At 34.8% G+C, this 25,275-nt stretch carries 9 protein-coding genes; 3 read left to right on the plus strand and 6 right to left on the minus strand.

Annotated elements, in window-relative coordinates:
- Positions 1–86: 86 nt before the first annotated feature.
- Positions 87–2,399, plus strand: a complete 2,313-nt coding sequence (locus HRU50_RS13625; RefSeq protein WP_296351650.1) for a T9SS type A sorting domain-containing protein — start codon at positions 87–89, stop codon at positions 2,397–2,399.
- 714 nt (positions 2,400–3,113) lie between these two features.
- On the opposite strand, the gene HRU50_RS13630 is transcribed toward HRU50_RS13625, so the two are convergent.
- A complete protein-coding gene (locus tag HRU50_RS13630) occupies positions 3,114–3,680 on the minus strand; it encodes a biopolymer transporter ExbD (protein ID WP_296351651.1) in 567 nt (188 codons plus the stop codon).
- A gap of 138 nt (positions 3,681–3,818) precedes the next feature.
- Between HRU50_RS13630 and HRU50_RS13635 the strand changes: the two genes are divergently transcribed.
- On the plus strand, positions 3,819–5,327 hold the full coding sequence (locus HRU50_RS13635) for a DEAD/DEAH box helicase family protein (protein WP_296351652.1): 1,509 nt from the start codon (positions 3,819–3,821) through the stop codon (positions 5,325–5,327).
- 227 nt (positions 5,328–5,554) lie between these two features.
- Positions 5,555–6,163, plus strand: coding sequence for a hypothetical protein (locus tag HRU50_RS13640; RefSeq protein ID WP_296351653.1), 609 nt, complete (start codon positions 5,555–5,557; stop codon positions 6,161–6,163).
- Here the strand turns inward: HRU50_RS13640 and HRU50_RS13645 are convergent.
- The 5 genes from HRU50_RS13645 to HRU50_RS13665 form a co-directional block, all read right to left on the minus strand.
- The gene (locus HRU50_RS13645; protein WP_296351654.1) at positions 6,153–6,722 is read right to left on the minus strand and encodes a pseudouridine synthase; all 570 of its coding nucleotides are present in this window, start codon (positions 6,720–6,722) and stop codon (positions 6,153–6,155) included. The genes HRU50_RS13640 and HRU50_RS13645 overlap by 11 nt on opposite strands.
- Complete coding sequence (locus HRU50_RS13650) at positions 6,713–7,516, minus strand: DUF1853 family protein (RefSeq protein WP_296351655.1); 804 nt, start codon at positions 7,514–7,516, stop codon at positions 6,713–6,715. The genes HRU50_RS13645 and HRU50_RS13650 overlap by 10 nt, the downstream gene beginning before the upstream one ends.
- Positions 7,517–7,588: 72 nt before the next feature.
- Complete coding sequence (locus tag HRU50_RS13655; protein WP_296351656.1) at positions 7,589–15,895, minus strand: T9SS type B sorting domain-containing protein; 8,307 nt, start codon at positions 15,893–15,895, stop codon at positions 7,589–7,591.
- A gap of 108 nt (positions 15,896–16,003) precedes the next feature.
- Positions 16,004–16,996: a PorP/SprF family type IX secretion system membrane protein gene (locus tag HRU50_RS13660; RefSeq protein WP_296351657.1), complete on the minus strand. Its 993-nt coding sequence runs from the start codon at positions 16,994–16,996 to the stop codon at positions 16,004–16,006.
- A gap of 29 nt (positions 16,997–17,025) precedes the next feature.
- Positions 17,026–25,245 carry a T9SS type B sorting domain-containing protein gene (locus tag HRU50_RS13665; RefSeq protein ID WP_296351658.1) on the minus strand — a complete coding sequence of 2,740 codons (8,220 nt, stop codon included), beginning with the start codon at positions 25,243–25,245 and terminating at the stop codon, positions 17,026–17,028.
- Positions 25,246–25,275: the final 30 nt, after the last annotated feature.

Here is a 25,275-nt window from a genome sequence, read left to right on the forward strand (position 1 = left end):
TTTTTGAGAATTTAATTTCCAAATAGATATTTTTCTTGTAATCTTATTATTTGTTTTATTTTTAGCAAAAATTTCCAATACTAATTATGAAACGAATATTACTTTTAGTTACTATGGTTTTTACTGTAGTATCCTTTGCACAACAAATTCCCAATGACATTAAACCACCTAGCTGGTCAATGACAAGTTTAGATAATTTTAGAGCTCATAAATTACCTTCTTTTGATTTAAAAACCTTGCAAGATGAAGATGTAATCAATGATTTAGACAAATCAAAACCTTGGCGTTTTGGACATGAGCTTTATGTAGATCATGATATAAACAGCTACGGTAATTGGACGACCCTTGATAATGGAGATCGTATATGGAGAATGAATTACAAGTCTGATGGTGCGAATACCTTAAATTTTATGTTCGATACATTTTATTTACCAATAGGTGCCAAACTATATGTCTACAATGATGATAAAACAGATTTAATTAGACCTTTTACGCATCATAATAATAATCCAGAAGAGGTTCTAGGTACATGGTTAGTAAATGGTGATCATGCTTGGATAGAATTATATGAACCAGCAAATGTTGTGGGACAATCTAGGATCGTGGTTGGTTCTGTTGTTCACGGATACAGAACCTTAAATAGTTTTCAAAAAGCATTAAATGATTCAGGACCTTGTAATCAGGATGTTGATTGTGATATTACACCTGCAAGTGATCCTTTTCAATTAAATACACGTAAAGAGGAAGTAAAAAAGGCTGTTGGCATGATGGTTACAGGTGCAAATGGTTTTTGTACAGGTACTTTAGTTAATAACACAAATAATGATGGTACACCCTATTTTTTAACTGCAAATCATTGCGGTGGTGGTGAAGCAGGTTGGGCATTTAGATTTAATTGGAGAAGCCCAAATCCTTCTTGTGGTACAAACACTAATAGTACAAATGGATCTTGGAACCAAACTGTAAGTGGCTCAACATTAAGAGCCGCAAGTTCTCAGTCAGATATGGAGTTAGTTCAAATTAATGATACAAATTTCTTTAATAATAACCCTGATGTTGTTTGGGCTGGTTGGAACAGATCGACTTCTCAAATACCAAATACAACCTTCGGAATTCATCACCCGAGTGGAGATATACAAAAAACATGTAGAGATGACCAAGCTCCATCAAGAGTGACAACTGGTTTCAATGGTGATCCTGATGCTCAGATGTGGTTGGTTTCTGATTGGGATTTAGGTGTTACTGAACCTGGTTCTTCAGGATCTGGATTATTTGATCAAAATGGTCGTATAGTGGGTATGTTGTCAGGTGGTTCCGCTGCATGTGCTGGAACAAATGATAACGGAGGTTCGGATATTTATGGTCGTTTTGGTGTAGCTTGGAATTTTGGTAGTAATGCTGCATCTAGGTTAAGCGATTGGTTAGATCCAGGAAACACTGGTGCAACAACGGTGGATATTTTTCCTACGATTCAGGCCTTGGCAAATGATGCTTCCGTAAACGCTGGAGCAAATGTAACTTCAGAATTATGTGGTACTGCATTTACACCAGAAGTAACTTTAGTTAATAACGGTACAAACACTTTAAACTCAGCGACAATAACTTATAATTTAGATTCAGGTACTAATTCTGTTGTAAATTGGACAGGTTCACTTACAGAAGGTCAAAATACAATTGTAGCTACACCATCATATAACAATTTATCGGCAGGTGCACATTCATTTAGTATTACAGTGTCTAATATTAATGGCGGTGTAACTGATGAAAACCCTGCTAATGATAGTTTTACATTTAACTTTAATGTGTCGCCAGCATTCGCTACTAATAATGTTATCCTAAATATACTAACAGATAATTATGGAGGTGAAACATCTTGGGAATTAAGGAATAGTTCTGATATTGTGGTGAGTAGCGGACCTACATCAAATTATGCAAATGGAACAAACTATCAAGAGACGATTGCAATACCTGTCTTAGATGAATGTTATACGTTTACGATTTTTGATTCTTATGGTGACGGTATTTGTTGTGCATTTGGAAACGGTAGTTACAGTTTAGAGGATGACAATGGTAATATTATTATTTCTGGAGGTGAATTTAACTCATCAGAATCTATTATTTTTAGCGCTTTAAATCCACTTAGTATATATGAATTTGGTTTGGAAAGTGTTGTACGTATATATCCTAATCCAGTAAAGAATAAGCTAAATATTGATTTAAATATAAGTGAAGATGTCAACTACGAAATTATTAATCTTTTAGGGCAGTCCTTATTGAAGGGCAGTTTTAACGTAGGTGGAAACCATACATTAGATATGTCACAGCAAGAAAGCGGTGTGTATTTTATTAAGTTAACTTCAGGTAACAGTAGTTTCACAAAAAAGATTGTAAAGAAATAATCTATAATACATTATAAAAAAAGCGGTTGTAATTATACATCCGCTTTTTTATTCTATCTGATAGGGTTGATTATTCCTCATCATTTAACTGAATTTTCTAAGTCATCATCTAAGCTATTAGACGTATTGATAATTTTAGATAAAGTCCTCATAATTGTTCTTTTTTTTGATTGATTGATAATTTGATTGATGCTTTTGATTGATGAAATAGGTTATTTATCTATATCTTCTTTTACTGTTCCAAGTATAACTTTTTGTTTCTGAAGATGTACTTGTGATTTGATTATTGTTTAACGTTCTCATAATTGTTTGTTTTTTGATTGATTGATAAAATGATTGATTTAATCCGTTATTTATCTATAACGTCTTTTACTGTTCCAAGTATAACTTTTAGTTTCGGTAGATGTACTTGTGATTTGATTGCTGTTTAAAGTTCTCATAATTGTTTGTTTTTTGATTGATTGATAAAATGATTGATTTAATCCGTTATTTATCTATAACGTCTTTTGCTGTTCCAAGTATAACTTTTAGTTTCTGAAGATGTACTCGTTAATTGATTGTTGTTTAAAGTTCTCATGATTATTCGTTTTTTAATTGATTACACCAAATAGACGATAGAAAAATAATTTTGTTACAGTACTTTGTAAAACATAGTACCGATTTAACAAATTTTAACTATTCAGAGAATTATCTCAATAAAAAGTCAAAAGGGAATTAATCCCTTTTAACCATGACTTCAGACACTATAAATGGATATGCTTTTCTAACTTTTAGCAACTCATCTTCAGAAATACTATTTATGTCCTTATTAAAAGTGTTTTTTACATATTTAGACCTTAACTCATAATATCCTTTCGTAATTTCATCCTGAACAGAAATAAACAGTTGATATTTTGTAAATGCATCATGACTTAAGGAGATTATAGCTTCTTTAGGATGGTCTGATAATTCAGGTTTTTTTGATCCTAGACAATAATCGCAATTAGATTTACCGTTGTTATCAACAAAATCAATGACCATTTGTTTAACATCTTTGAGTGCAACTAACTTATCTTCAATAAAAATATCTTGATTTTTATTTAATTCAATTCTCAAAATGTTCCTTTCGTAAGTATCCTTTACACAATCATCAATATTTGGGCAATCGCTCGGCAGTTTTCTAATAATGCCTTTATCTGCAGAAATAGTTGTAGTAATTAAAAAGAAAATAAGTAACAAAAAGGCAATGTCTGCCATAGATCCTGCGTTGACCGTCGCAGAATGTCTTCTAAATGATTTCATAATTAAAGTATTTAAAATGTTAATATTTTCATAAGCACAAGAACAATACCAATCTTGTTAAAGGTTATTAACAATTTCAATCTAAAACACTTACAATGTGCTATTTTTGCAAAAATCAACACATGTGTTAAGCATTATATGTCTGTAGATACAGTTCAAAATACTTTAAAAGAGAAAAACCTATATGATTATCAGGTAAGAGATTTGCATCGCATTTTTGATGTGATGTATGAAGAAGCTGATGATTTTAACTTATTATATCAACTGCCAACAGGTGGCGGTAAGACCGTTATTTTTTCTGAAATAGTTAGACGTTACATTGAGAAGAAAAATAAAAAGGTTGTTATTCTAACTCACAGAATTGAGTTATGCAAGCAAACTTCAAATGTACTTTCGGGCTTTAAAGTTAAAAACAAGGTTATTAATAGTAAGGTGAAAACATTACCAGACCAAGACGAATATCAATGTTTTGTGGCAATGGTAGAAACTTTAAATAATAGACTGTCGGATAAAGATTTTGAGCTTAAAGATATTGGTCTTGTTATTATAGATGAAGCCCATTACAACTCCTTTAGAAAGCTATTTAAGTTTTTTGAAAATTGTTTTATCCTAGGTGTAACTGCTACACCACTGAGTAGTAATATTAAATTACCAATGAAGGATAACTATGATAAACTTATAGTTGGTGATGATATATCTACTTTAATCAAAAATGGCTTTTTGGCCAATGCTGAACTTTATCATTACGATGTTGGTCTAACTTCATTAAAGATTGGTATTAATGGAGATTATACAGTAAAATCTTCTGAAGCTTTATATACTAACTCACTAATGCAGTCTAAACTTTTGACAGCCTATGAAGAACTAGCAAAAGGTAAAAAGACCCTCATTTTTAATAATGGTATATACACGTCTCGAGAGGTTTATTATACCTTTAAAAAAGCCGGTTATAATGTTGAGCATCTTGATAATACAGCAAGTAAACAAGAGCGTAAGGACATTTTAAAATGGTTTAAAGAAACTCCAAATGCAGTGCTAACTTCGGTAAGTATACTAACCACAGGTTTTGATGAACCATCGGTAGAATCTATAATTCTCAATAGAGCAACACGATCTTTAACATTATATTTTCAGATGATTGGTCGTGGTAGTCGAATTTATCAAAACCGTAATACATTTCAGGTTATTGATTTAGGTAATAATATTTCGAGGTTTGGACCTTGGAATCAGCCGGTAGATTGGCAACACATTTTTAAATATCCAGATTTATACTTAGAAAATATCATTGATGATGACATTTTAGAGCGTGATTTTGTTTATGAAATGCCAAAAAATGTTAGAGACAAATTCAGAAAGTCAGACTCAATTGAGTTCGACATTAAAGAAGAATATAAAAAGGTAGTAGCTTCAGGTAAAAAATCATTTAAAGTTATTGAAAACTCTATCGCCCAACATTCTCGTATTTGTATTGAGAATAGTGAAGATGTTTATGAGGCAAGAGATCTTATAAAACTGCTTCAAGATGATATCTCTTATAGAATTAAGCAGTATTGCTATTGTATAATGAATAGTACTCAAAATTATAAAGATTGGTTGTTTGAAGAATATAACCGCAAACTACGCATAAGTTTTAACGGGAAGTTTTAACGTTTTCTTGTAAGGAAATCCACTTTTAAACGTTTAATTTGAAATAGGTATGGTTTTTGATTTTACCTTTGTAAGAGATAGAATTGTTTTTTTAATTGAAATCCTTTAGACTCATATTCACTTTATTCTGTATAACTTTCAGTACAGTTGCCTTTTCTCAAGTACCGGATAGAGAAAGGAAAACGATTCGTATACCTGCTGAACCATCTGAGACAAAGAAGGATTCAATGCCAGAAAAAATAAAGGTGCAACCTAAACTAGAGAAAGAAGAAGATAAATCGAGTGGCGAAAAGAAAGAGGATAAGAGGTTTGTTATGAAAAAATCTGAACGCAAGCCTTTTTCTATGATTGAAAAAGATGGCCTAAAAAGTTCTGGTGAAATATTTGAGAAACGTTGGAATAAAGATCTTGAAAAAGGCGGTATTATAAAAACAATGTCTGATCAATTCTTAGGTGAACATCGGGTAGACACTAAATTTGTAAATATTATTTGTAGAGATCACGAGTATGCTGATGGTGATCGTGTTAGAATATATATTAACAAACAAATAGTGAGGCAAAGTATTACGCTTACTAATAGTTACAGGAGAATTGAAGTTGACTTGGTTCAAGGTAAAAATACTGTTGAAATTGAAGCTCTCAACCAAGGTGATTCAGGACCTAATACTGCTGAATTTGTGGTCTATGATGATAAGGGTAATCTTATTTCATCAAAAGAATGGAATTTACTCACAGGTGTGAAAGCCATCATTGTATTTAACAATGAAAAAGTAACCATCAAAGAAAGATCTTCAGAAAGTAATGAAGAGGACAAAGACGAAGTATCTAATAATTAAGTGCTTCTAAATCTTTTGGTTGCATCTTTTCCAATTTATAGTCACCAATGCGTACACGCACTAAACGCAAGGTAGGAAATCCTACTTTAGCAGTCATTTTACGTACTTGTCTGAACTTACCTTCGGTTAAAGTAATACTAATCCAAGACGTTTTACCGTGCTTTTCATCTCTCACAAAACGTTCCAAAAGATGTGATGTATCTTCTAAGATCTCTGCCTTACAAGATTTGGTTACATATGGTTTACCATTAACAGTAATTTGAATTCCATTTCTTAATTGACTAATTGCATTTTCAGTAATAGCACCATCAACCATTACATGATATTCCTTTTCAAACTTAGCACTTGTAATATGATTACTGAATTTACCATCAGTAGTTAAGAGTAATAGTCCTTCAGATTTTTCATCTAAACGACCTATAGCCATTAAATTTTCCTTAAAATCAATAATATCACTCAGTAACTTTTTATTTCTTCTTTTGTTTTGATTGTTAATAAATTGACTGAGATAACCGTAGGGTTTATATAGCTTATAATAAGAATGTTTTTTTACCACCATACGACAAAACATTTTTCAATTGTATTACCTTGCTTTACCCAAAGCAAAGGCGATTGATTTCTCTTATGCTGCTCTTCAATTATATATTTTGTCTCATCATAGCCAAGCCAATTCACTGCATCATTGGGTAGTACCAACCATTCTAATTTTGTTGGTATGTAAAATAGATGATTCTTAAATATATCTAATTGTTCAATAGATAAATAAAAACCTACAATGCAATTTTCGTTTAATGATGTATTTACATTAGTATTATACGGTACAAACAATTGCGCTTTAAAATGTACATATTGTTTAATATTTTGTAGTCTGAGGTTAAGTTGTTTCAAGATCTCAGTACAAGCTTCATGGTATAATAAAGGTAATTGTTTCTCTTTTAATTTATCTAACTTAAGCGTTAAAGCATCTTTTCGATTAGGGCCAATCCAATGTTCTAAAGGATTATCATATTTTTTGGCTGTATCATAGAGATAAAACTTATAAACGACTTCAAGGTGAATAGGATTTTTATTTTGAACGTACAAAAAGTCTAGTTCACCAATTGTAATCTTTCCGTTTTTAATTTGAATACTTTCTGCTAATAATTCTGATTTTTTTTGATTTTGTATCAAAAATGAAACGAATTGCTCTACCCATTTTCCCAAACGCAGTTTTTTAGATGTTTTGGGCTTAAATTCTTCAAAAGAACTCTGAAGTTTTAGCTGCTTCAGATTGTTTAACTCATTATCATTCCAAAGCAATTCTGTGGATTGATAACCTTCAAACATTTTATATAGAAGTGCAGCACCAGTCAAATTAATTCAATTAAAAAATCACTTACCAAATATACGATAAGTGATTTTCTATGTGGATTTAACTAAATGAAATTATCTATATAACGTAAAATGTCCAGTAAATTCTCTATCAGTATTAGGGTCATTAGTTTTAACTACGAACCAGTAATCACCAGTAGGTAATTCGTTGCCATTATATTTGCCATCCCATACTTCACCAACTCTATAAGTCGCTATTTTACGTCCATATCTATCAAATATATCGAAGGTAAGATTTGGGTAATTCTCAATGCATCCTGGCGCCCAGGTGTCATATTCACCATCACCATTAGGTGTAAACCAGTTAGGGATACAAATATCAAAGAATTCCATTTCAATTTGAGCCTGAGCTGAACAACCATTAGCATCTGTAACAGTAACGTTATAAATACCAGTTTCAGAAATTAAAAATTCATTATTAGTGCCATAGCTTTGTCCATCCATCCAAAATTCATAATTACCAGTACCGCCAGAAGCATTAGCAATAAATTGGTTGGTTTCCCCTTGCGTTAATGACAATGTAACAGGTTCTAAATCTTCAATATCAAAAAGAGGAGTGGTTTGTATACAACCGTTAGTGTGTCTTACATTGATGTAGTAATCTAGACCAACAGGTAAATCTGTGAACACATTACTGAGTTGATAAGGACCATCATTAAGAGAATAATCAAGTTGTGATAGATCTGTTATAGAGTCGTCAACAGTAACCGTCACCATATTGGTTTGTATATTGTTTTCACAAGTAAATTCTACTTCTACTTGCGGATTAATGGTTACTGCTTCAGGGAATGTAATGTTCCATTGTGACTCACAATTTTGCGCATCTCTCACATATACCAAATGATCACCACCAGAAAGATTGGTAAAATCAAATGTGGTTTGTGTAGGACCACCAGTAATAAAAGGACCATCAGGGTTATCTAAACTCACACTATAAGGTAAAGTACCACCAGAGATATCAATACTAAATTCGCCATTAGCGTCACCAGCACAAGTTTCTTCAAAGATAGAGTTAGGAACAATAGAAAGAATAACGGGTTGGGGATCTACAATAGTAAAGTCAAATATTAGATAGCATCCAACTTGGTCTTGAACAATAATCGTATAATCACCACCATTAAGATTTTCAAAGATTGGTTCTTCTACAAACTGATTGAGTTGTGGTGAGATGGCATATTGAATTGTACCCGTTCCACCAGAAGCATTCACTATCACAGAACCATTGTTGTTACCAGCACAAGTAATATTATTCACCTCTAAGGTTGCTTGAAGAGGCGCCGTAGGTTCGGTTATTGAAATCGGTGCAGATGTTGCCTCACAATCACCACTTTCTACATAAACGACATAGTCACCAGCAACTAGGTCAATAAAATAACCAGGTGTTGTTTGTGTGGCAGTGATAGCATTACCATTAGTATCTTGAAGTGTATATTGGTAATTTCCTAAAGCACCAAACGCCGTAGCAATAATAGTTCCTGTATTATCACCAGCACAGTTGATTACAGGGTTTGTAGATTCTAGCTCTATAGTTAACTCAGGTAAAGGATCAATAGTAATTTCATTAGATACTGCAGCAATACAGCCATTGTTATCTCTTACATAATATTGATAAGTACCCTCAGGAGCATCAAAGGTAGTAGAGGAATTGAAACTTCCAATAATCGAAGCAAAATCTTCAGTTAGACTATAGTCATACGGGGCGGTACCACCAGAAGCACTTAAGGTTAATGTAGATGTTGTTAGACAGGTTTGTGTAGCACTTCTCACCAAACTAGCTTCGACTATAGTTGGGTTATCAATAACGATATCTAAAGATGTCATTTCACATCCAAATCCATCGGTTATAGTGATGTTGTATGTACCAGCACCTAAGTCGTTAAAGGTATTTGAGGTCTGAGGACCAGAAGTACTGACAGTTGGCGTGGTCATATTTAATGTATATACATAGTTTGTGCCTTGCCCACCAGTAACATTAGTGACTGTAATACTCGCATTTTGATCACCAAAACAAGAAAGCATTGTTGAGCTTGGTGTAAATGTTGCTGTTATAGGATCAGGTAAATTAAGTGTAATTGTTTCAGAAGCAATACAACCTTCACTATCTATAACATTTACAGTATATGTACCAGCAGATAAATCTGTAAACACATTATTGGTAGAATATGCAACCGTAGCGTTACCTGTTAGTTCATATTGATAAGTTCCCCAACCACCATCAGCAATGGCAGTTATGGTGCCTTGATTGTCATCACAAGTAACATTTGAAGACTCAGTTACTGTTAATGTTAAATTCTCAGTAGGAGATGCAATGACTACTGTTCCTGTATTAGAACAGAACGGGATATCAGTTTCTGTAATTACTACCGAATACGAACCTGATTGTAATCCATTTACAGTAAAAGGATTTGTAGCTGTGTTTGCATTTACAACACCAGTTACAGAAGCACCTAAATTATCGAATACCTCATATGTGTATGCACCAGTATAATTAGTGATATCAATATCAAAAGATCCAGAATTATCACCAAAACACGTTACAGAAGTTGAGCTTAGGTTGAATGTAGGTATTACTGCTTCAGGTACTGATATAGTTACTTCTGAAGTACATAATAATACAGTATCGGTGACTGTAATGGTGTAAACACCAGAAGGCACACCGGTAAATGTGTTTCCACTTAACCCAATGGTAGCTGGACTTGGTGAAATAGCATAAGCATAAGATCCAGAGCCACCAGTTCCTGTCATTGTAATAATACCATCATCGTTATTACAAGATGGTAGGGTAGTGGCATCAGCGTTAACATCAATTGGCTCTGCGATATCTATAGAGATAATATCAGAACATCCATTAGCGTCTTGTACTTCGATTGTATGCGTACCCGCAAATACATTTGAAATTGTAAATGGTGCTGATAAGCTTTGTAACGCTCCGCCATTAATACTATAACTATGCGGTGCTGTACCAGCGGTTGTTAAATTCACTTCAATTTCATAATTGCCATCAGTAATTAAACAAGAGTCAATGACCGAAGCCGTAATGGCAGGAGCGTCATCTAAATCTACTATAGTTTCAGCACTGGTTACAATACAACCATAAGCATCTAAAACATGAATATAATAACTACCAGCATCTACATTAAAAGTACTGGTAGTATTCCATCCAGCATCAGTAGCAGGTGGTGGTATAGCAGCAGTTGTAATTTGGAATTCATAAGGCGCCGTACCATTTTGAGCAATAGCACTAATCACCCCAGAATTAGGGTTACAATTAGCAGATTGATCTACAGAAACCGATAAGTCTAGAGGAATTGCTGATTGTGTAATATTAAAATCATTTGTAATAATACCACACCCTGCATTAGGTCCTGTTATTTCACTTATAGACACAAAATAACTACCAAAAGGTAAAGGTCCTAAGTTAGATACAGTTAAAGTACCATTAGGTGCTATAGTTCCTGTACCTGAAATCCCTGTTGAAGCTAAAGATAAAGAATCAAGAATGACATAGTTTACATCTACAGCATAGCCATATGTACTACTTATAGTGAAAGAGACGTTACCATCATCACTACCCGTACATGTAATATTATTTTCAGTAACACTAGAAACGGTTAATGTAGAATTTGTAGGAATAGCAGTTGTCGCTGGCTCGTAGTAACTACAGTTACTAGATTGGTCATAGACAATAAATGTATAGGTTACCCCAGGAGTAAGACCAGTAAAGGTAGCTGATTGACTTCCTGGAGCATCTTCAGGAATCCAAGATCCTACAGGGTTAGGATATACCGAAGCAGGTCCTTGATAAATACTAAAGAAGAATGGTCCAGAACTTACTAAAGTAGTTCCAATACTTACCAAAGCTTCACCACCTGTAGTACAATCTACAGTAGAAGTGACATTAATATCTAAATCTGTAGGCGGTGATGCTACCAGTACATCTTGTACCAAAACAGAACAACCGTTAGCATCCACAACATTGATTTCATATAGTCCAAAGTCAACAACATCAAAACTCACAGAAGTTGATCCTGTGGCATTTAATTCAGAATTGCTATAACCGTTAGTACCATTTACAAAATAATTATATGGAGCAGTACCACCAGTTACAGAGTCTACAATTACCGATCCTTGAGACACACCACTTAATGTACAGCTAATATCCACAGTACTGTAGGCAACAGCTATAGCATCAGGTTGTGTTATAGTTACTGTTTGGGACGTAGAACAAGCATTAGCATCTGTGATACTAACCGTATATGTTCCAGCTGGCAAACTTGTGGTTTGCGTTCCATAATTCGTTCCTGTGGTATCGTTATTCACATTAATTGTAAATGGTGGAGTACCAACAGTAGTGTCTATGGTAATATCTAAAGCACCATTTGTATCACCATTACATAAAATAGGTTGTGTTTGCACCACCGCACTTAGAGCAGGTGGTGAAATAGGATTGACTTCAATAACAGATGAATCTGCAGTACAACCATTGGCATCAGTAATTTGGAATTGATATGTTCCGGCATTAGAGGCGCTATAAGTAAAGTTAACACCTGTTACACCTAAAGATGTAAAAGCACCACCATTAAACGATACCGCATAGGTATAAGGTGCTACACCAGTTATTGTACCTGAGAATACAGCGTCAGGTGTTGCCGTACAATCTAATCCTTCAGTAAGTACTACATTAACAGTAGGCACCGGTAATGGATTTATTGTGATTGATTCACTGTAAGTACAATCGTTTTCATCAATGATTTGAATGGTATATGTATCTGGTGTTAGACCAGTAAATAGGTTAGAGGTTTGGTAAGCAGTTGCTGCAGAAGCTGGTGCAATGATTTGATACTGAATTGAACCAGATCCACCAGTAACACTTGTAATTGTGAGATCACTAGTATTAGTAGGACACGTTAATGCAGTATTAGAAAAATCCATGTCTGTCGGTGGGTTCAAAGCGTCAATGGTCACAGTATTTGTTACTGCTGTACAGATATTTCCATCTCTAATGGTAATGGTATATGTACCTTGAGTTAAACCGTTAAATACATTACTCGTTTGAAAATTGACACCATCAATACTGTATTCATATGGTGGTGTACCGCCATTTACAGTAGTCACAGTAATAGATCCATCACCTAAACAGGTGAAATCCGTTGTTAAATCAGCAGTGCCTGAGATGGCAGTGTTTTCAGTAATGGTAACGGTCTGTGGTGTCGTTGTACAAACAGAAGTACCAGAGGTATATTGTAATACCACATCGTAATCACCAGCAACTAAACCAGTAAATAGATTAGAATTGGTAAAAGTTGTACCACCATCAATACTAAATGCAATAGTATTACCATTAGGATTGGTGACATCAATTTCTAATGTACCAGTATCACCAGTACCACCACAAAGAATATCTGTAGTTACTACTGTGAACTCCGGTTGTGGAATGGTATCAATAGCAATTGTTGTACTTGCAGAACAGTTATTAGAATCCACAACAGTAATATCAAAAGTTCCAGGATTGGTCACTATAATTTCAGGTACGGTCTGAAAATCTGTAGTACTATTTACAAAATAGAAGTAAGGAGGTGTTCCACCTTGCGCATATATAGTAATTTCACCATCGTTACAAGTTAAAGGTGCAGTAATAGCCGCTGTAACTGTTAGTAATGGCGGTTCTGTAATTGTTACTGTTTCTGAGTATAAACACCCATTTTCTGTTTCTACAGTTGCCGTATATGTACCTGGGTTTAAGTTTTCAAAAGCATAGGTGTTTTCTATAATAGGCCCAACAGTATTTACTACAGTGCCATTTTCTTCGAGTGTAAATGTATATTGTGGATCGACATCATTTGCTGCCAATTGAATGGTTCCTAATTCACCAAAACAGAAGGGTTGGGTTACCGTTGAAGTGACAGTAAAGTCTCTATCTCTAATTAATACATCAGGAACAGAGAATATACAAGGGTTTGAAGGTACCCCAATTTGTCTAACGTAAACCTCATATATTCCTGGAGATGTTATTACAAAAGTATTACTAGTTTGATAGTTAATACCATCAAGACTATACTCATAACCGGAAGGTACATCATTAACAGTAATACTACCGTTGGTAGTACAAATAATATCAGAAGCTACCACTGTAGGAATTAATAAGTTTTGATAGACATTAAAGTAAAATCTATTAAAACATCCGCCAGGGTAATTAATGGTTAATCTGTATTGACCAGCAGTATCAGCTAAAAAGTCTGAGCCTGTGGCCACTTCGTTCCATACACATGAAGGATCTTCATTAGCACAATCTTGATCGGTGACTGCGGCACAACTAGACTCATCTAATTGTTCCCAAATAATAGATGTTGTATTAGAAATACTGGTTTCTATAAATCTAGAATCATTGGCACCACAAAGGAAAATATTAGGTAATAACTTGCCATCATTAGGACATGTTACAACTTGATCAGCATAGGGAATTACAGGGTTTTCAATATCTCCACCAAAGAGTTCCACATCATAAATTTGTTCTATGGATTGACAAGGAGCAACGGCTGTGTTAAATGAATAATAAGTACCTGTTGCATCTACAGTAATGGTTTGTGTATCACCAATAACAGGTGTACCAGTAGGACTGGTAGACCATGAGTAAGAATCGTATCCATTGGCAGCAGTTAACTCTACAGTATCACCACAAAGTGTAATCTCTTCTCTAAATTCACAATCTAAATCAGCTAAGAAATTGGTGGCTTGTGGCGATAACAAACAACCTGTATTACTATTAACACTAGGGTCGTCGGTTACTACATAACCCTGATTAGTTTCACCATTATAAGTAGAAAAAGCTTGGTTTTGGATGATATTTTCACAAGCATCAGCTAAATCACCACAACTATTAACTACCGAAACTCGAATTCTTATTTCGTAAACAGGATCATTTTCTTCAACCAGAGAATCATCAACAGCAAAAATTAGTTCTCTGGTGATTGGGTCGTAACTCTGCACAGTAACACCAGGTGGAAGTGTTAAATCACTTGGGTAATTAAAATCTACATTAACTGGTAATATATCCCTAATTGTAAGATTAATAGTATCATCATTACCAGTATTTTGAAATCCAATAACATAGTTTAACTCATCACCTAAGTCAACAACTTGATCCCCTATATTATTTCCAAATTCATCTTCAACAATTTTAGTTAGGACAATGTTAGGTTCGATAATTTCAACCGCAAATGCTGTTACAAAAGCACCATATCCATCACCTTGAGTAGTGAGCCTTAAATTTCCTGACGTTTCATCGTTAGGTATAACAATATTGCCTGGGTTAGGTATATATACATTTTTTACGTCTAAACCTAAAGTATTAGTACTGGCTGGATTTCTATTTAAATTATGTACACCAAAATTTGTGATTCTTGAATTAAAAAAATTATTTGCTGGGCTAAGTGCGTCAGAAATAACGGTGTAATTAGTATTTGAGTCTGCTCTAAACCTGAAGGAATCTCTTCTAATTCTAATATCACCTTCTAATGCACCTACACCTATATTGGCATTAACAGGAAGTGGTGATGGTAAGGTCTGAAAACCAGAAACAGGTATATCTAAAACTGCACCACCTTGAACACCAGCATAACCATCAAACAATGCTATATGCTTACTAGGTAAAGAAGGGTCCTCATAAATAACTACAAGCGTCCATCCAGCTGAACATCCACCGAGTCTTCTTCCTCTGGTAGCTCTTAAATTTGCAACAGTGTATTTACCGTTTGCATCTGCTAAGCCTTGAATTAAATTAGTAACATTCTTATAACAAATTATTGGAGAATCTTTAAATGAGTTTTGAACCCCTGGACCATAATACTCATAGCCATCAAAAATGATGTCATCTTCTTCACCAGCTAGATCAGGATCATTATCGGCCTGAAGATCAATAAAACCTCCTGTAGGCAATCGAAATTTTATTTGATTCCAATCTTCAAATCTCGGAGTTCCGGTAAATTGTGCATTTGGAACTGTAGATTCCTCAACAGGATAAACTGAGGCCCAATATAGTCCAGCAAAAACAATGTTCTTACAATCGCTATCAATATCTAAGTCAGCACTACTCGAACTAAAAATATTAGGATCGCCATCACTTTCAACATTTATGTAAACACCTTCTTGACCGTTATTATTTTGGTTGCCGTTATAAGGTAGTGGCAAATTTGCACCAGTAATTATATTGTTTCCAATAAATACAATATCACCTTTCACCTTTATATTATTTTGATCTAGGCGTGGTGTAAATGGAACAGCTAACTGAGCAAATATTTTAATTGAACATAATAAACATATAATTAATAGATAAGTTTGTTTTGATTGAGTAGGCTTTTTCATATAATTTAGTTTTCTTCTTTATTTTTGGGCATTAAAAAATCAGAAAATGTTTGATTTATTTAATTTTTTGATCATAGTTTAGTGTATGGTTTTTAATTAATTTTTTATTTATAATCTATAATAACTCTGGCTACTTCCGCGTGTACATGCGCAATTACTAGCACTTTGCAGTAAGTTTAATCCTATGGTAACTACATGTGTACCAGAGTTAAAACCTGACAAATCGTTTAATGTCATTTGGTAAGAATAGGCAAAGTAAAGTTTGTTATATAGAATACCAGCCATTGGTCCTAAATTTAGAGGTTTCATAACCTGATCATTTAAAAAACGATAAGAGGCACCAATCCAGTAGTAATCGCCATTTCTTCGATTAAACATTCTGTATTTAAAGTTTAAGTCTGTAGCCGATCGTCTATCACTTTCAAAAAATTGAAAGAATACTGAAGGTTCAAACTCTACATATTTATTTCTTTTAGGTGTTATCACGTACCCAGAGTATATTTGATAATTCAATAAGCTCCCAGGTTCGTTAATAGCATTAAAAATATCTGTGTTCTTGCCGATTAAATTGTTTGCATTAAAGCTGAAATAAAAATTATCCCACCTATATAAAAATCCTGCGTCAAAATTACTATTGTTTAAACCTCTATCATCAGTAATAGCGGGATCTAGAATAGGGATTTCATAAGTTGTGTTAAAGTTTTCAATATCTAATCTAAAACTGTTTATGTTATATGATAAACCAAATGATAAATATTGTTTTGATTTAAAATCTAATATTAAGTGATGCGCAAAAGAAAGTTTGAGTCCTTTTTGTCTAGTATTTCCATTTCTATCGTTGTATGCGGATACTCCAATTCCTGATCTGTTAGAGATTCTAAAATCAGCATATAATGACTGGTTATCTGGTGCGTTTTTTATTCCGACCCATTGGGTAAGGCCATTTGCTCTTATTTTAAGGTTGTCACCAATTCCGGCATAAGTTGGCGAAACTACAAAATCGTTATCGGCCAAATATTGGGTCCATACTGGTAAATTTAATTCTTGTCCAAAGGAAATATAACTTATAAAAAACAAGAGATAAAGTATATTTTTTTTCATTTTAAGTAGGTTTCGTTCATTTATTTGGATTATCTATAGAGTGTGAAGTGTCCAACAAACTCTTTATTTATATTAGGGTCATTAGTTTTAACTACAAACCAGTAGTCACCGGTAGGTAATTCGTTGCCATTATATTTGCCATCCCATACTTCACCAACTCTATAAGTCGCTATTTTACGTCCATATCTATCAAATATATCGAAGGTAAGATTTGGGTAATTCTCAATGCATCCTGGCGCCCAGGTGTCATATTCACCATCACCATTAGGTGTAAACCAGTTAGGGATACAAATATCAAAGAATTCCATTTCAATTTGAGCCTGAGCTGAACAACCATTAGCATCTGTAACAGTAACGTTATAAATACCAGTTTCAGAAATTAAAAATTCATTATTAGTGCCATAGCTTTGTCCATCCATCCAAAATTCATAATTACCAGTACCGCCAGAAGCATTAGCAATAAATTGGTTGGTTTCCCCTTGCGTTAATGACAATGTAACAGGTTCTAAATCTTCAATATCAAAAAGAGGAGTGGTTTGTATACAACCGTTAGTGTGTCTTACATTGATGTAGTAATCTAGACCAACAGGTAAATCTGTGAACACATTACTGAGTTGATAAGGACCATCATTAAGAGAATAATCAAGTTGTGATAGATCTGTTATAGAGTCGTCAACAGTAACCGTCACCATATTGGTTTGTATATTGTTTTCACAAGTAAATTCTACTTCTACTTGCGGATTAATGGTTACTGCTTCAGGGAATGTAATGTTCCATTGTGACTCACAATTTTGCGCATCTCTCACATATACCAAATGATCACCACCAGAAAGATTGGTAAAATCAAATGTGGTTTGTGTAGGACCACCAGTAATAAAAGGACCATCAGGGTTATCTAAACTCACACTATAAGGTAAAGTACCACCAGAGATATCAATACTAAATTCGCCATTAGCGTCACCAGCACAAGTTTCTTCAAAGATAGAGTTAGGAACAATAGAAAGAATAACGGGTTGGGGATCTACAATAGTAAAGTCAAATATTAGATAGCATCCAACTTGGTCTTGAACAATAATCGTATAATCACCACCATTAAGATTTTCAAAGATTGGTTCTTCTACAAACTGATTGAGTTGTGGTGAGATGGCATATTGAATTGTACCCGTTCCACCAGAAGCATTCACTATCACAGAACCATTGTTGTTACCAGCACAAGTAATATTATTCACCTCTAAGGTTGCTTGAAGAGGCGCCGTAGGTTCGGTTATTGAAATCGGTGCAGATGTTGCCTCACAATCACCACTTTCTACATAAACGACATAGTCACCAGCAACTAGGTCAATAAAATAACCAGGTGTTGTTTGTGTGGCAGTGATAGCATTACCATTAGTATCTTGAAGTGTATATTGGTAATTTCCTAAAGCACCAAACGCCGTAGCAATAATAGTTCCTGTATTATCACCAGCACAGTTGATTACAGGGTTTGTAGATTCTAGCTCTATAGTTAACTCAGGTAAAGGATCAATAGTAATTTCATTAGATACTGCAGCAATACAGCCATTGTTATCTCTTACATAATATTGATAAGTACCCTCAGGAGCATCAAAGGTAGTAGAGGAATTGAAACTTCCAATAATCGAAGCAAAATCTTCAGTTAGACTATAGTCATACGGGGCGGTACCACCAGAAGCACTTAAGGTTAATGTAGATGTTGTTAGACAGGTTTGTGTAGCACTTCTCACCAAACTAGCTTCGACTATAGTTGGGTTATCAATAACGATATCTAAAGATGTCATTTCACATCCAAATCCATCGGTTATAGTGATGTTGTATGTACCAGCACCTAAGTCGTTAAAGGTATTTGAGGTCTGAGGACCAGAAGTACTGACAGTTGGCGTGGTCATATTTAATGTATATACATAGTTTGTGCCTTGCCCACCAGTAACATTAGTGACTGTAATACTCGCATTTTGATCACCAAAACAAGAAAGCATTGTTGAGCTTGGTGTAAATGTTGCTGTTATAGGATCAGGTAAATTAAGTGTAATTGTTTCAGAAGCAATACAACCTTCACTATCTATAACATTTACAGTATATGTACCAGCAGATAAATCTGTAAACACATTATTGGTAGAATATGCAACCGTAGCGTTACCTGTTAGTTCATATTGATAAGTTCCCCAACCACCATCAGCAATGGCAGTTATGGTGCCTTGATTGTCATCACAAGTAACATTTGAAGACTCAGTTACTGTTAATGTTAAATTCTCAGTAGGAGATGCAATGACTACTGTTCCTGTATTAGAACAGAACGGGATATCAGTTTCTGTAATTACTACCGAATACGAACCTGATTGTAATCCATTTACAGTAAAAGGATTTGTAGCTGTGTTTGCATTTACAACACCAGTTACAGAAGCACCTAAATTATCGAATACCTCATATGTGTATGCACCAGTATAATTAGTGATATCAATATCAAAAGATCCAGAATTATCACCAAAACACGTTACAGAAGTTGAGCTTAGGTTGAATGTAGGTATTACTGCTTCAGGTACTGATATAGTTACTTCTGAAGTACATAATAATACAGTATCGGTGACTGTAATGGTGTAAACACCAGAAGGCACACCGGTAAATGTGTTTCCACTTAACCCAATGGTAGCTGGACTTGGTGAAATAGCATAAGCATAAGATCCAGAGCCACCAGTTCCTGTCATTGTAATAATACCATCATCGTTATTACAAGATGGTAGGGTAGTGGCATCAGCGTTAACATCAATTGGCTCTGCGATATCTATAGAGATAATATCAGAACATCCATTAGCGTCTTGTACTTCGATTGTATGCGTACCCGCAAATACATTTGAAATTGTAAATGGTGCTGATAAGCTTTGTAACGCTCCGCCATTAATACTATAACTATGCGGTGCTGTACCAGCGGTTGTTAAATTCACTTCAATTTCATAATTGCCATCAGTAATTAAACAAGAGTCAATGACCGAAGCCGTAATGGCAGGAGCGTCATCTAAATCTACTATAGTTTCAGCACTGGTTACAATACAACCATAAGCATCTAAAACATGAATATAATAACTACCAGCATCTACATTAAAAGTACTGGTAGTATTCCATCCAGCATCAGTAGCAGGTGGTGGTATAGCAGCAGTTGTAATTTGGAATTCATAAGGCGCCGTACCATTTTGAGCAATAGCACTAATCACCCCAGAATTAGGGTTACAATTAGCAGATTGATCTACAGAAACCGATAAGTCTAGAGGAATTGCTGATTGTGTAATATTAAAATCATTTGTAATAATACCACACCCTGCATTAGGTCCTGTTATTTCACTTATAGACACAAAATAACTACCAAAAGGTAAAGGTCCTAAGTTAGATACAGTTAAAGTACCATTAGGTGCTATAGTTCCTGTACCTGAAATCCCTGTTGAAGCTAAAGATAAAGAATCAAGAATGACATAGTTTACATCTACAGCATAGCCATATGTACTACTTATAGTGAAAGAGACGTTACCATCATCACTACCCGTACATGTAATATTATTTTCAGTAACACTAGAAACGGTTAATGTAGAATTTGTAGGAATAGCAGTTGTCGCTGGCTCGTAGTAACTACAGTTACTAGATTGGTCATAGACAATAAATGTATAGGTTACCCCAGGAGTAAGACCAGTAAAGGTAGCTGATTGACTTCCTGGAGCATCTTCAGGAATCCAAGATCCTACAGGGTTAGGATATACCGAAGCAGGTCCTTGATAAATACTAAAGAAGAATGGTCCAGAACTTACTAAAGTAGTTCCAATACTTACCAAAGCTTCACCACCTGTAGTACAATCTACAGTAGAAGTGACATTAATATCTAAATCTGTAGGCGGTGATGCTACCAGTACATCTTGTACCAAAACAGAACAACCGTTAGCATCCACAACATTGATTTCATATAGTCCAAAGTCAACAACATCAAAACTCACAGAAGTTGATCCTGTGGCATTTAATTCAGAATTGCTATAACCGTTAGTACCATTTACAAAATAATTATATGGAGCAGTACCACCAGTTACAGAGTCTACAATTACCGATCCTTGAGACACACCACTTAATGTACAGCTAATATCCACAGTACTGTAGGCAACAGCTATAGCATCAGGTTGTGTTATAGTTACTGTTTGGGACGTAGAACAAGCATTAGCATCTGTGATACTAACCGTATATGTTCCAGCTGGCAAACTTGTGGTTTGCGTTCCATAATTCGTTCCTGTGGTATCGTTATTCACATTAATTGTAAATGGTGGAGTACCAACAGTAGTGTCTATGGTAATATCTAAAGCACCATTTGTATCACCATTACATAAAATAGGTTGTGTTTGCACCACCGCACTTAGAGCAGGTGGTGAAATAGGATTGACTTCAATAACAGATGAATCTGCAGTACAACCATTGGCATCAGTAATTTGGAATTGATATGTTCCGGCATTAGAGGCGCTATAAGTAAAGTTAACACCTGTTACACCTAAAGATGTAAAAGCACCACCATTAAACGATACCGCATAGGTATAAGGTGCTACACCAGTTATTGTACCTGAGAATACAGCGTCAGGTGTTGCCGTACAATCTAATCCTTCAGTAAGTACTACATTAACAGTAGGCACCGGTAATGGATTTATTGTGATTGATTCACTGTAAGTACAATCGTTTTCATCAATGATTTGAATGGTATATGTATCTGGTGTTAGACCAGTAAATAGGTTAGAGGTTTGGTAAGCAGTTGCTGCAGAAGCTGGTGCAATGATTTGATACTGAATTGAACCAGATCCACCAGTAACACTTGTAATTGTGAGATCACTAGTATTAGTAGGACACGTTAATGCAGTATTAGAAAAATCCATGTCTGTCGGTGGGTTCAAAGCGTCAATGGTCACAGTATTTGTTACTGCTGTACAGATATTTCCATCTCTAATGGTAATGGTATATGTACCTTGAGTTAAACCGTTAAATACATTACTCGTTTGAAAATTGACACCATCAATACTGTATTCATATGGTGGTGTACCGCCATTTACAGTAGTCACAGTAATAGATCCATCACCTAAACAGGTGAAATCCGTTGTTAAATCAGCAGTGCCTGAGATGGCAGTGTTTTCAGTAATGGTAACGGTCTGTGGTGTCGTTGTACAAACAGAAGTACCAGAGGTATATTGTAATACCACATCGTAATCACCAGCAACTAAACCAGTAAATAGATTAGAATTGGTAAAAGTTGTACCACCATCAATACTAAATGCAATAGTATTACCATTAGGATTGGTGACATCAATTTCTAATGTACCAGTATCACCAGTACCACCACAAAGAATATCTGTAGTTACTACTGTGAACTCCGGTTGTGGAATGGTATCAATAGCAATTGTTGTACTTGCAGAACAGTTATTAGAATCCACAACAGTAATATCAAAAGTTCCAGGATTGGTCACTATAATTTCAGGTACGGTCTGAAAATCTGTAGTACTATTTACAAAATAGAAGTAAGGAGGTGTTCCACCTTGCGCATATATAGTAATTTCACCATCGTTACAAGTTAAAGGTGCAGTAATAGCCGCTGTAACTGTTAGTAATGGCGGTTCTGTAATTGTTACTGTTTCTGAGTATAAACACCCATTTTCTGTTTCTACAGTTGCCGTATATGTACCTGGGTTTAAGTTTTCAAAAGCATAGGTGTTTTCTATAATAGGCCCAACAGTATTTACTACAGTGCCATTTTCTTCGAGTGTAAATGTATATTGTGGATCGACATCATTTGCTGCCAATTGAATGGTTCCTAATTCACCAAAACAGAAGGGTTGGGTTACCGTTGAAGTGACAGTAAAGTCTCTATCTCTAATTAATACATCAGGAACAGAGAATATACAAGGGTTTGAAGGTACCCCAATTTGTCTAACGTAAACCTCATATATTCCTGGAGATGTTATTACAAAAGTATTACTAGTTTGATAGTTAATACCATCAAGACTATACTCATAACCGGAAGGTACATCATTAACAGTAATACTACCGTTGGTAGTACAAATAATATCAGAAGCTACCACTGTAGGAATTAATAAGTTTTGATAGACATTAAAGTAAAATCTATTAAAACATCCGCCAGGGTAATTAATGGTTAATCTGTATTGACCAGCAGTATCAGCTAAAAAGTCTGAGCCTGTGGCCACTTCGTTCCATACACATGAAGGATCTTCATTAGCACAATCTTGATCGGTGACTGCGGCACAACTAGACTCATCTAATTGTTCCCAAATAATAGATGTTGTATTAGAAATACTGGTTTCTATAAATCTAGAATCATTGGCACCACAAAGGAAAATATTAGGTAATAACTTGCCATCATTAGGACATGTTACAACTTGATCAGCATAGGGAATTACAGGGTTTTCAATATCTCCACCAAAGAGTTCCACATCATAAATTTGTTCTATGGATTGACAAGGAGCAACGGCTGTGTTAAATGAATAATAAGTACCTGTTGCATCTACAGTAATGGTTTGTGTATCACCAATAACAGGTGTACCAGTAGGACTGGTAGACCATGAGTAAGAATCGTATCCATTGGCAGCAGTTAACTCTACAGTATCACCACAAAGTGTAATCTCTTCTCTAAATTCACAATCTAAATCAGCTAAAAAGTTTGTGGCTTGTGGCGATAACAAACAGCCTGTATTGCTATTGACACTAGGGTCATCAGTAATTTGAAAGGTTGGATTAAAAAATCCATTGTATGTAGCAAAAGCTTGATTATTAATAATGTTTTCACATGCATCGGCTAAATCACCACAACTATTAACAACTTCAACTTCAATTCTTATTTCGTAGACAGGATCATTTTCTTCAACGAGTGAATCATCGATATCAAAGATTAACTCTCTTGTTACTGGATCGTAACTATGAACCGTTACGCCAGGTGGTAATACTAAATCAGTTGGATGGTTATAAACAATATTTATAGGTAATATATCTCTAATTTGAAAATTGGTTGCATTGTCATTACCTGTGTTCTGGAATCCGATGACATAGTTCAAAGTTGAACCAAGCCCAACAAGTTCACCACCAATATTGTTGCCAGATTCATCCTCGACAATTTTAGTTAAAACAATGTTAGGTTCGATAATTTCAACCGCAAATGCAAAGAAATAAGGAAAATAGGTATCCCCACTTGTTTCTAAACGAATTGTTCCCGAAGTAGCATCATTGGCTATAACAGAATTGCCTGGATTTGGTATTGCAATCGTTCCTGTGTCAAAACCAAGCGTATTTGTGCTATTTGGAACACGATTATTTACAGGTGTTGCATCTAATTGAGTCACAGAACTATTGAAGAAATTTGTCACAGGTCTATCTACTGTAGAAAGACTTACTCCATTTAACCTTAAACGATCACCTAAAATTGGTTTATCACCTTCGAGAGTAGCAAAAGCAAAATTAGCTCTTACAGGCGCCGGCGCCGGCACAGTTCTAAACCCATCAACAGGTATGTCTAAATTTGGATTTCCACCTGGTACACTAATTGCACTAAAACCATCAAAACTTGTGATAGATTTTCCTGGTAGAGTAGGGTCCTCATATACAATAAATAATGACCAACCAGCAGATTGTCCTGTTCCATTATATGGCGAAAAAGTTGATGTCTGGCCAACACCAGAAGAAACATTTGCAACAGTATAAGTTCCTAAATCTGTTCCTGAACCATAAGCAGTTACAATATCAGTAACATCTGCAAAACATGCATAAGAGAAACTATCTCCACCATCAACCGAACTACCATTAGCATCAAAAATTAATGTACCTGTAATATCATTATAGTCCCCAACAGGTCCTTTTAATTTAACATTGGTAATTGGTTCACTTCCTGGATTTACTGCTCCCCAATACAAGCCTGCATAGATGATTCTATAACAGTTTGGATTTGGAATTTCTAAGTCTGCACTTGATGAGCTAAACGTTGTAGGATCACTATCAATATCAATGTATTGCATATTCACATTGTGATTATACACATTATTATTATTGAACGGATTATTGTTAGGACCTAAAATGTTATTCCCAATTAACACTATATCTCCTTTTAAATCCTCATTAAATCTTGGTGTAAATGGCACGTAATTTTGTGCGTAGGCTATTACTCCTAAACATAATGATAGAACAACGATTAAAGCTCTTGAATAAGTAGGTTTTTTCATGGCTACAAGAGTTTTACTTCCTTATTTATT

It is taken from the genome of Winogradskyella sp., from assembly GCF_013213835.1.
Classification (GTDB): domain Bacteria; phylum Bacteroidota; class Bacteroidia; order Flavobacteriales; family Flavobacteriaceae; genus Winogradskyella.

Excerpts from the sequence above, each read along its gene's own strand:
- HRU50_RS13665 (WP_296351658.1), bottom strand. The coding sequence starts at position 25,245 with ATGAAAAAACCTACTTATTCAAGAGCTTTAATCGTTGTTCTATCATTA.
- HRU50_RS13640 (WP_296351653.1), top strand. The coding sequence starts at position 5,555 with ATGCCAGAAAAAATAAAGGTGCAACCTAAACTAGAGAAAGAAGAAGAT.
- HRU50_RS13660 (WP_296351657.1), bottom strand. The coding sequence starts at position 16,996 with ATGAAAAAAAATATACTTTATCTCTTGTTTTTTATAAGTTATATTTCC.
- HRU50_RS13655 (WP_296351656.1), bottom strand. The coding sequence starts at position 15,895 with ATGAAAAAGCCTACTCAATCAAAACAAACTTATCTATTAATTATATGT.
- HRU50_RS13630 (WP_296351651.1), bottom strand. The coding sequence starts at position 3,680 with ATGAAATCATTTAGAAGACATTCTGCGACGGTCAACGCAGGATCTATG.
- HRU50_RS13625 (WP_296351650.1), top strand. The coding sequence starts at position 87 with ATGAAACGAATATTACTTTTAGTTACTATGGTTTTTACTGTAGTATCC.
- HRU50_RS13645 (WP_296351654.1), bottom strand. The coding sequence starts at position 6,722 with ATGGTGGTAAAAAAACATTCTTATTATAAGCTATATAAACCCTACGGT.
- HRU50_RS13635 (WP_296351652.1), top strand. The coding sequence starts at position 3,819 with ATGTCTGTAGATACAGTTCAAAATACTTTAAAAGAGAAAAACCTATAT.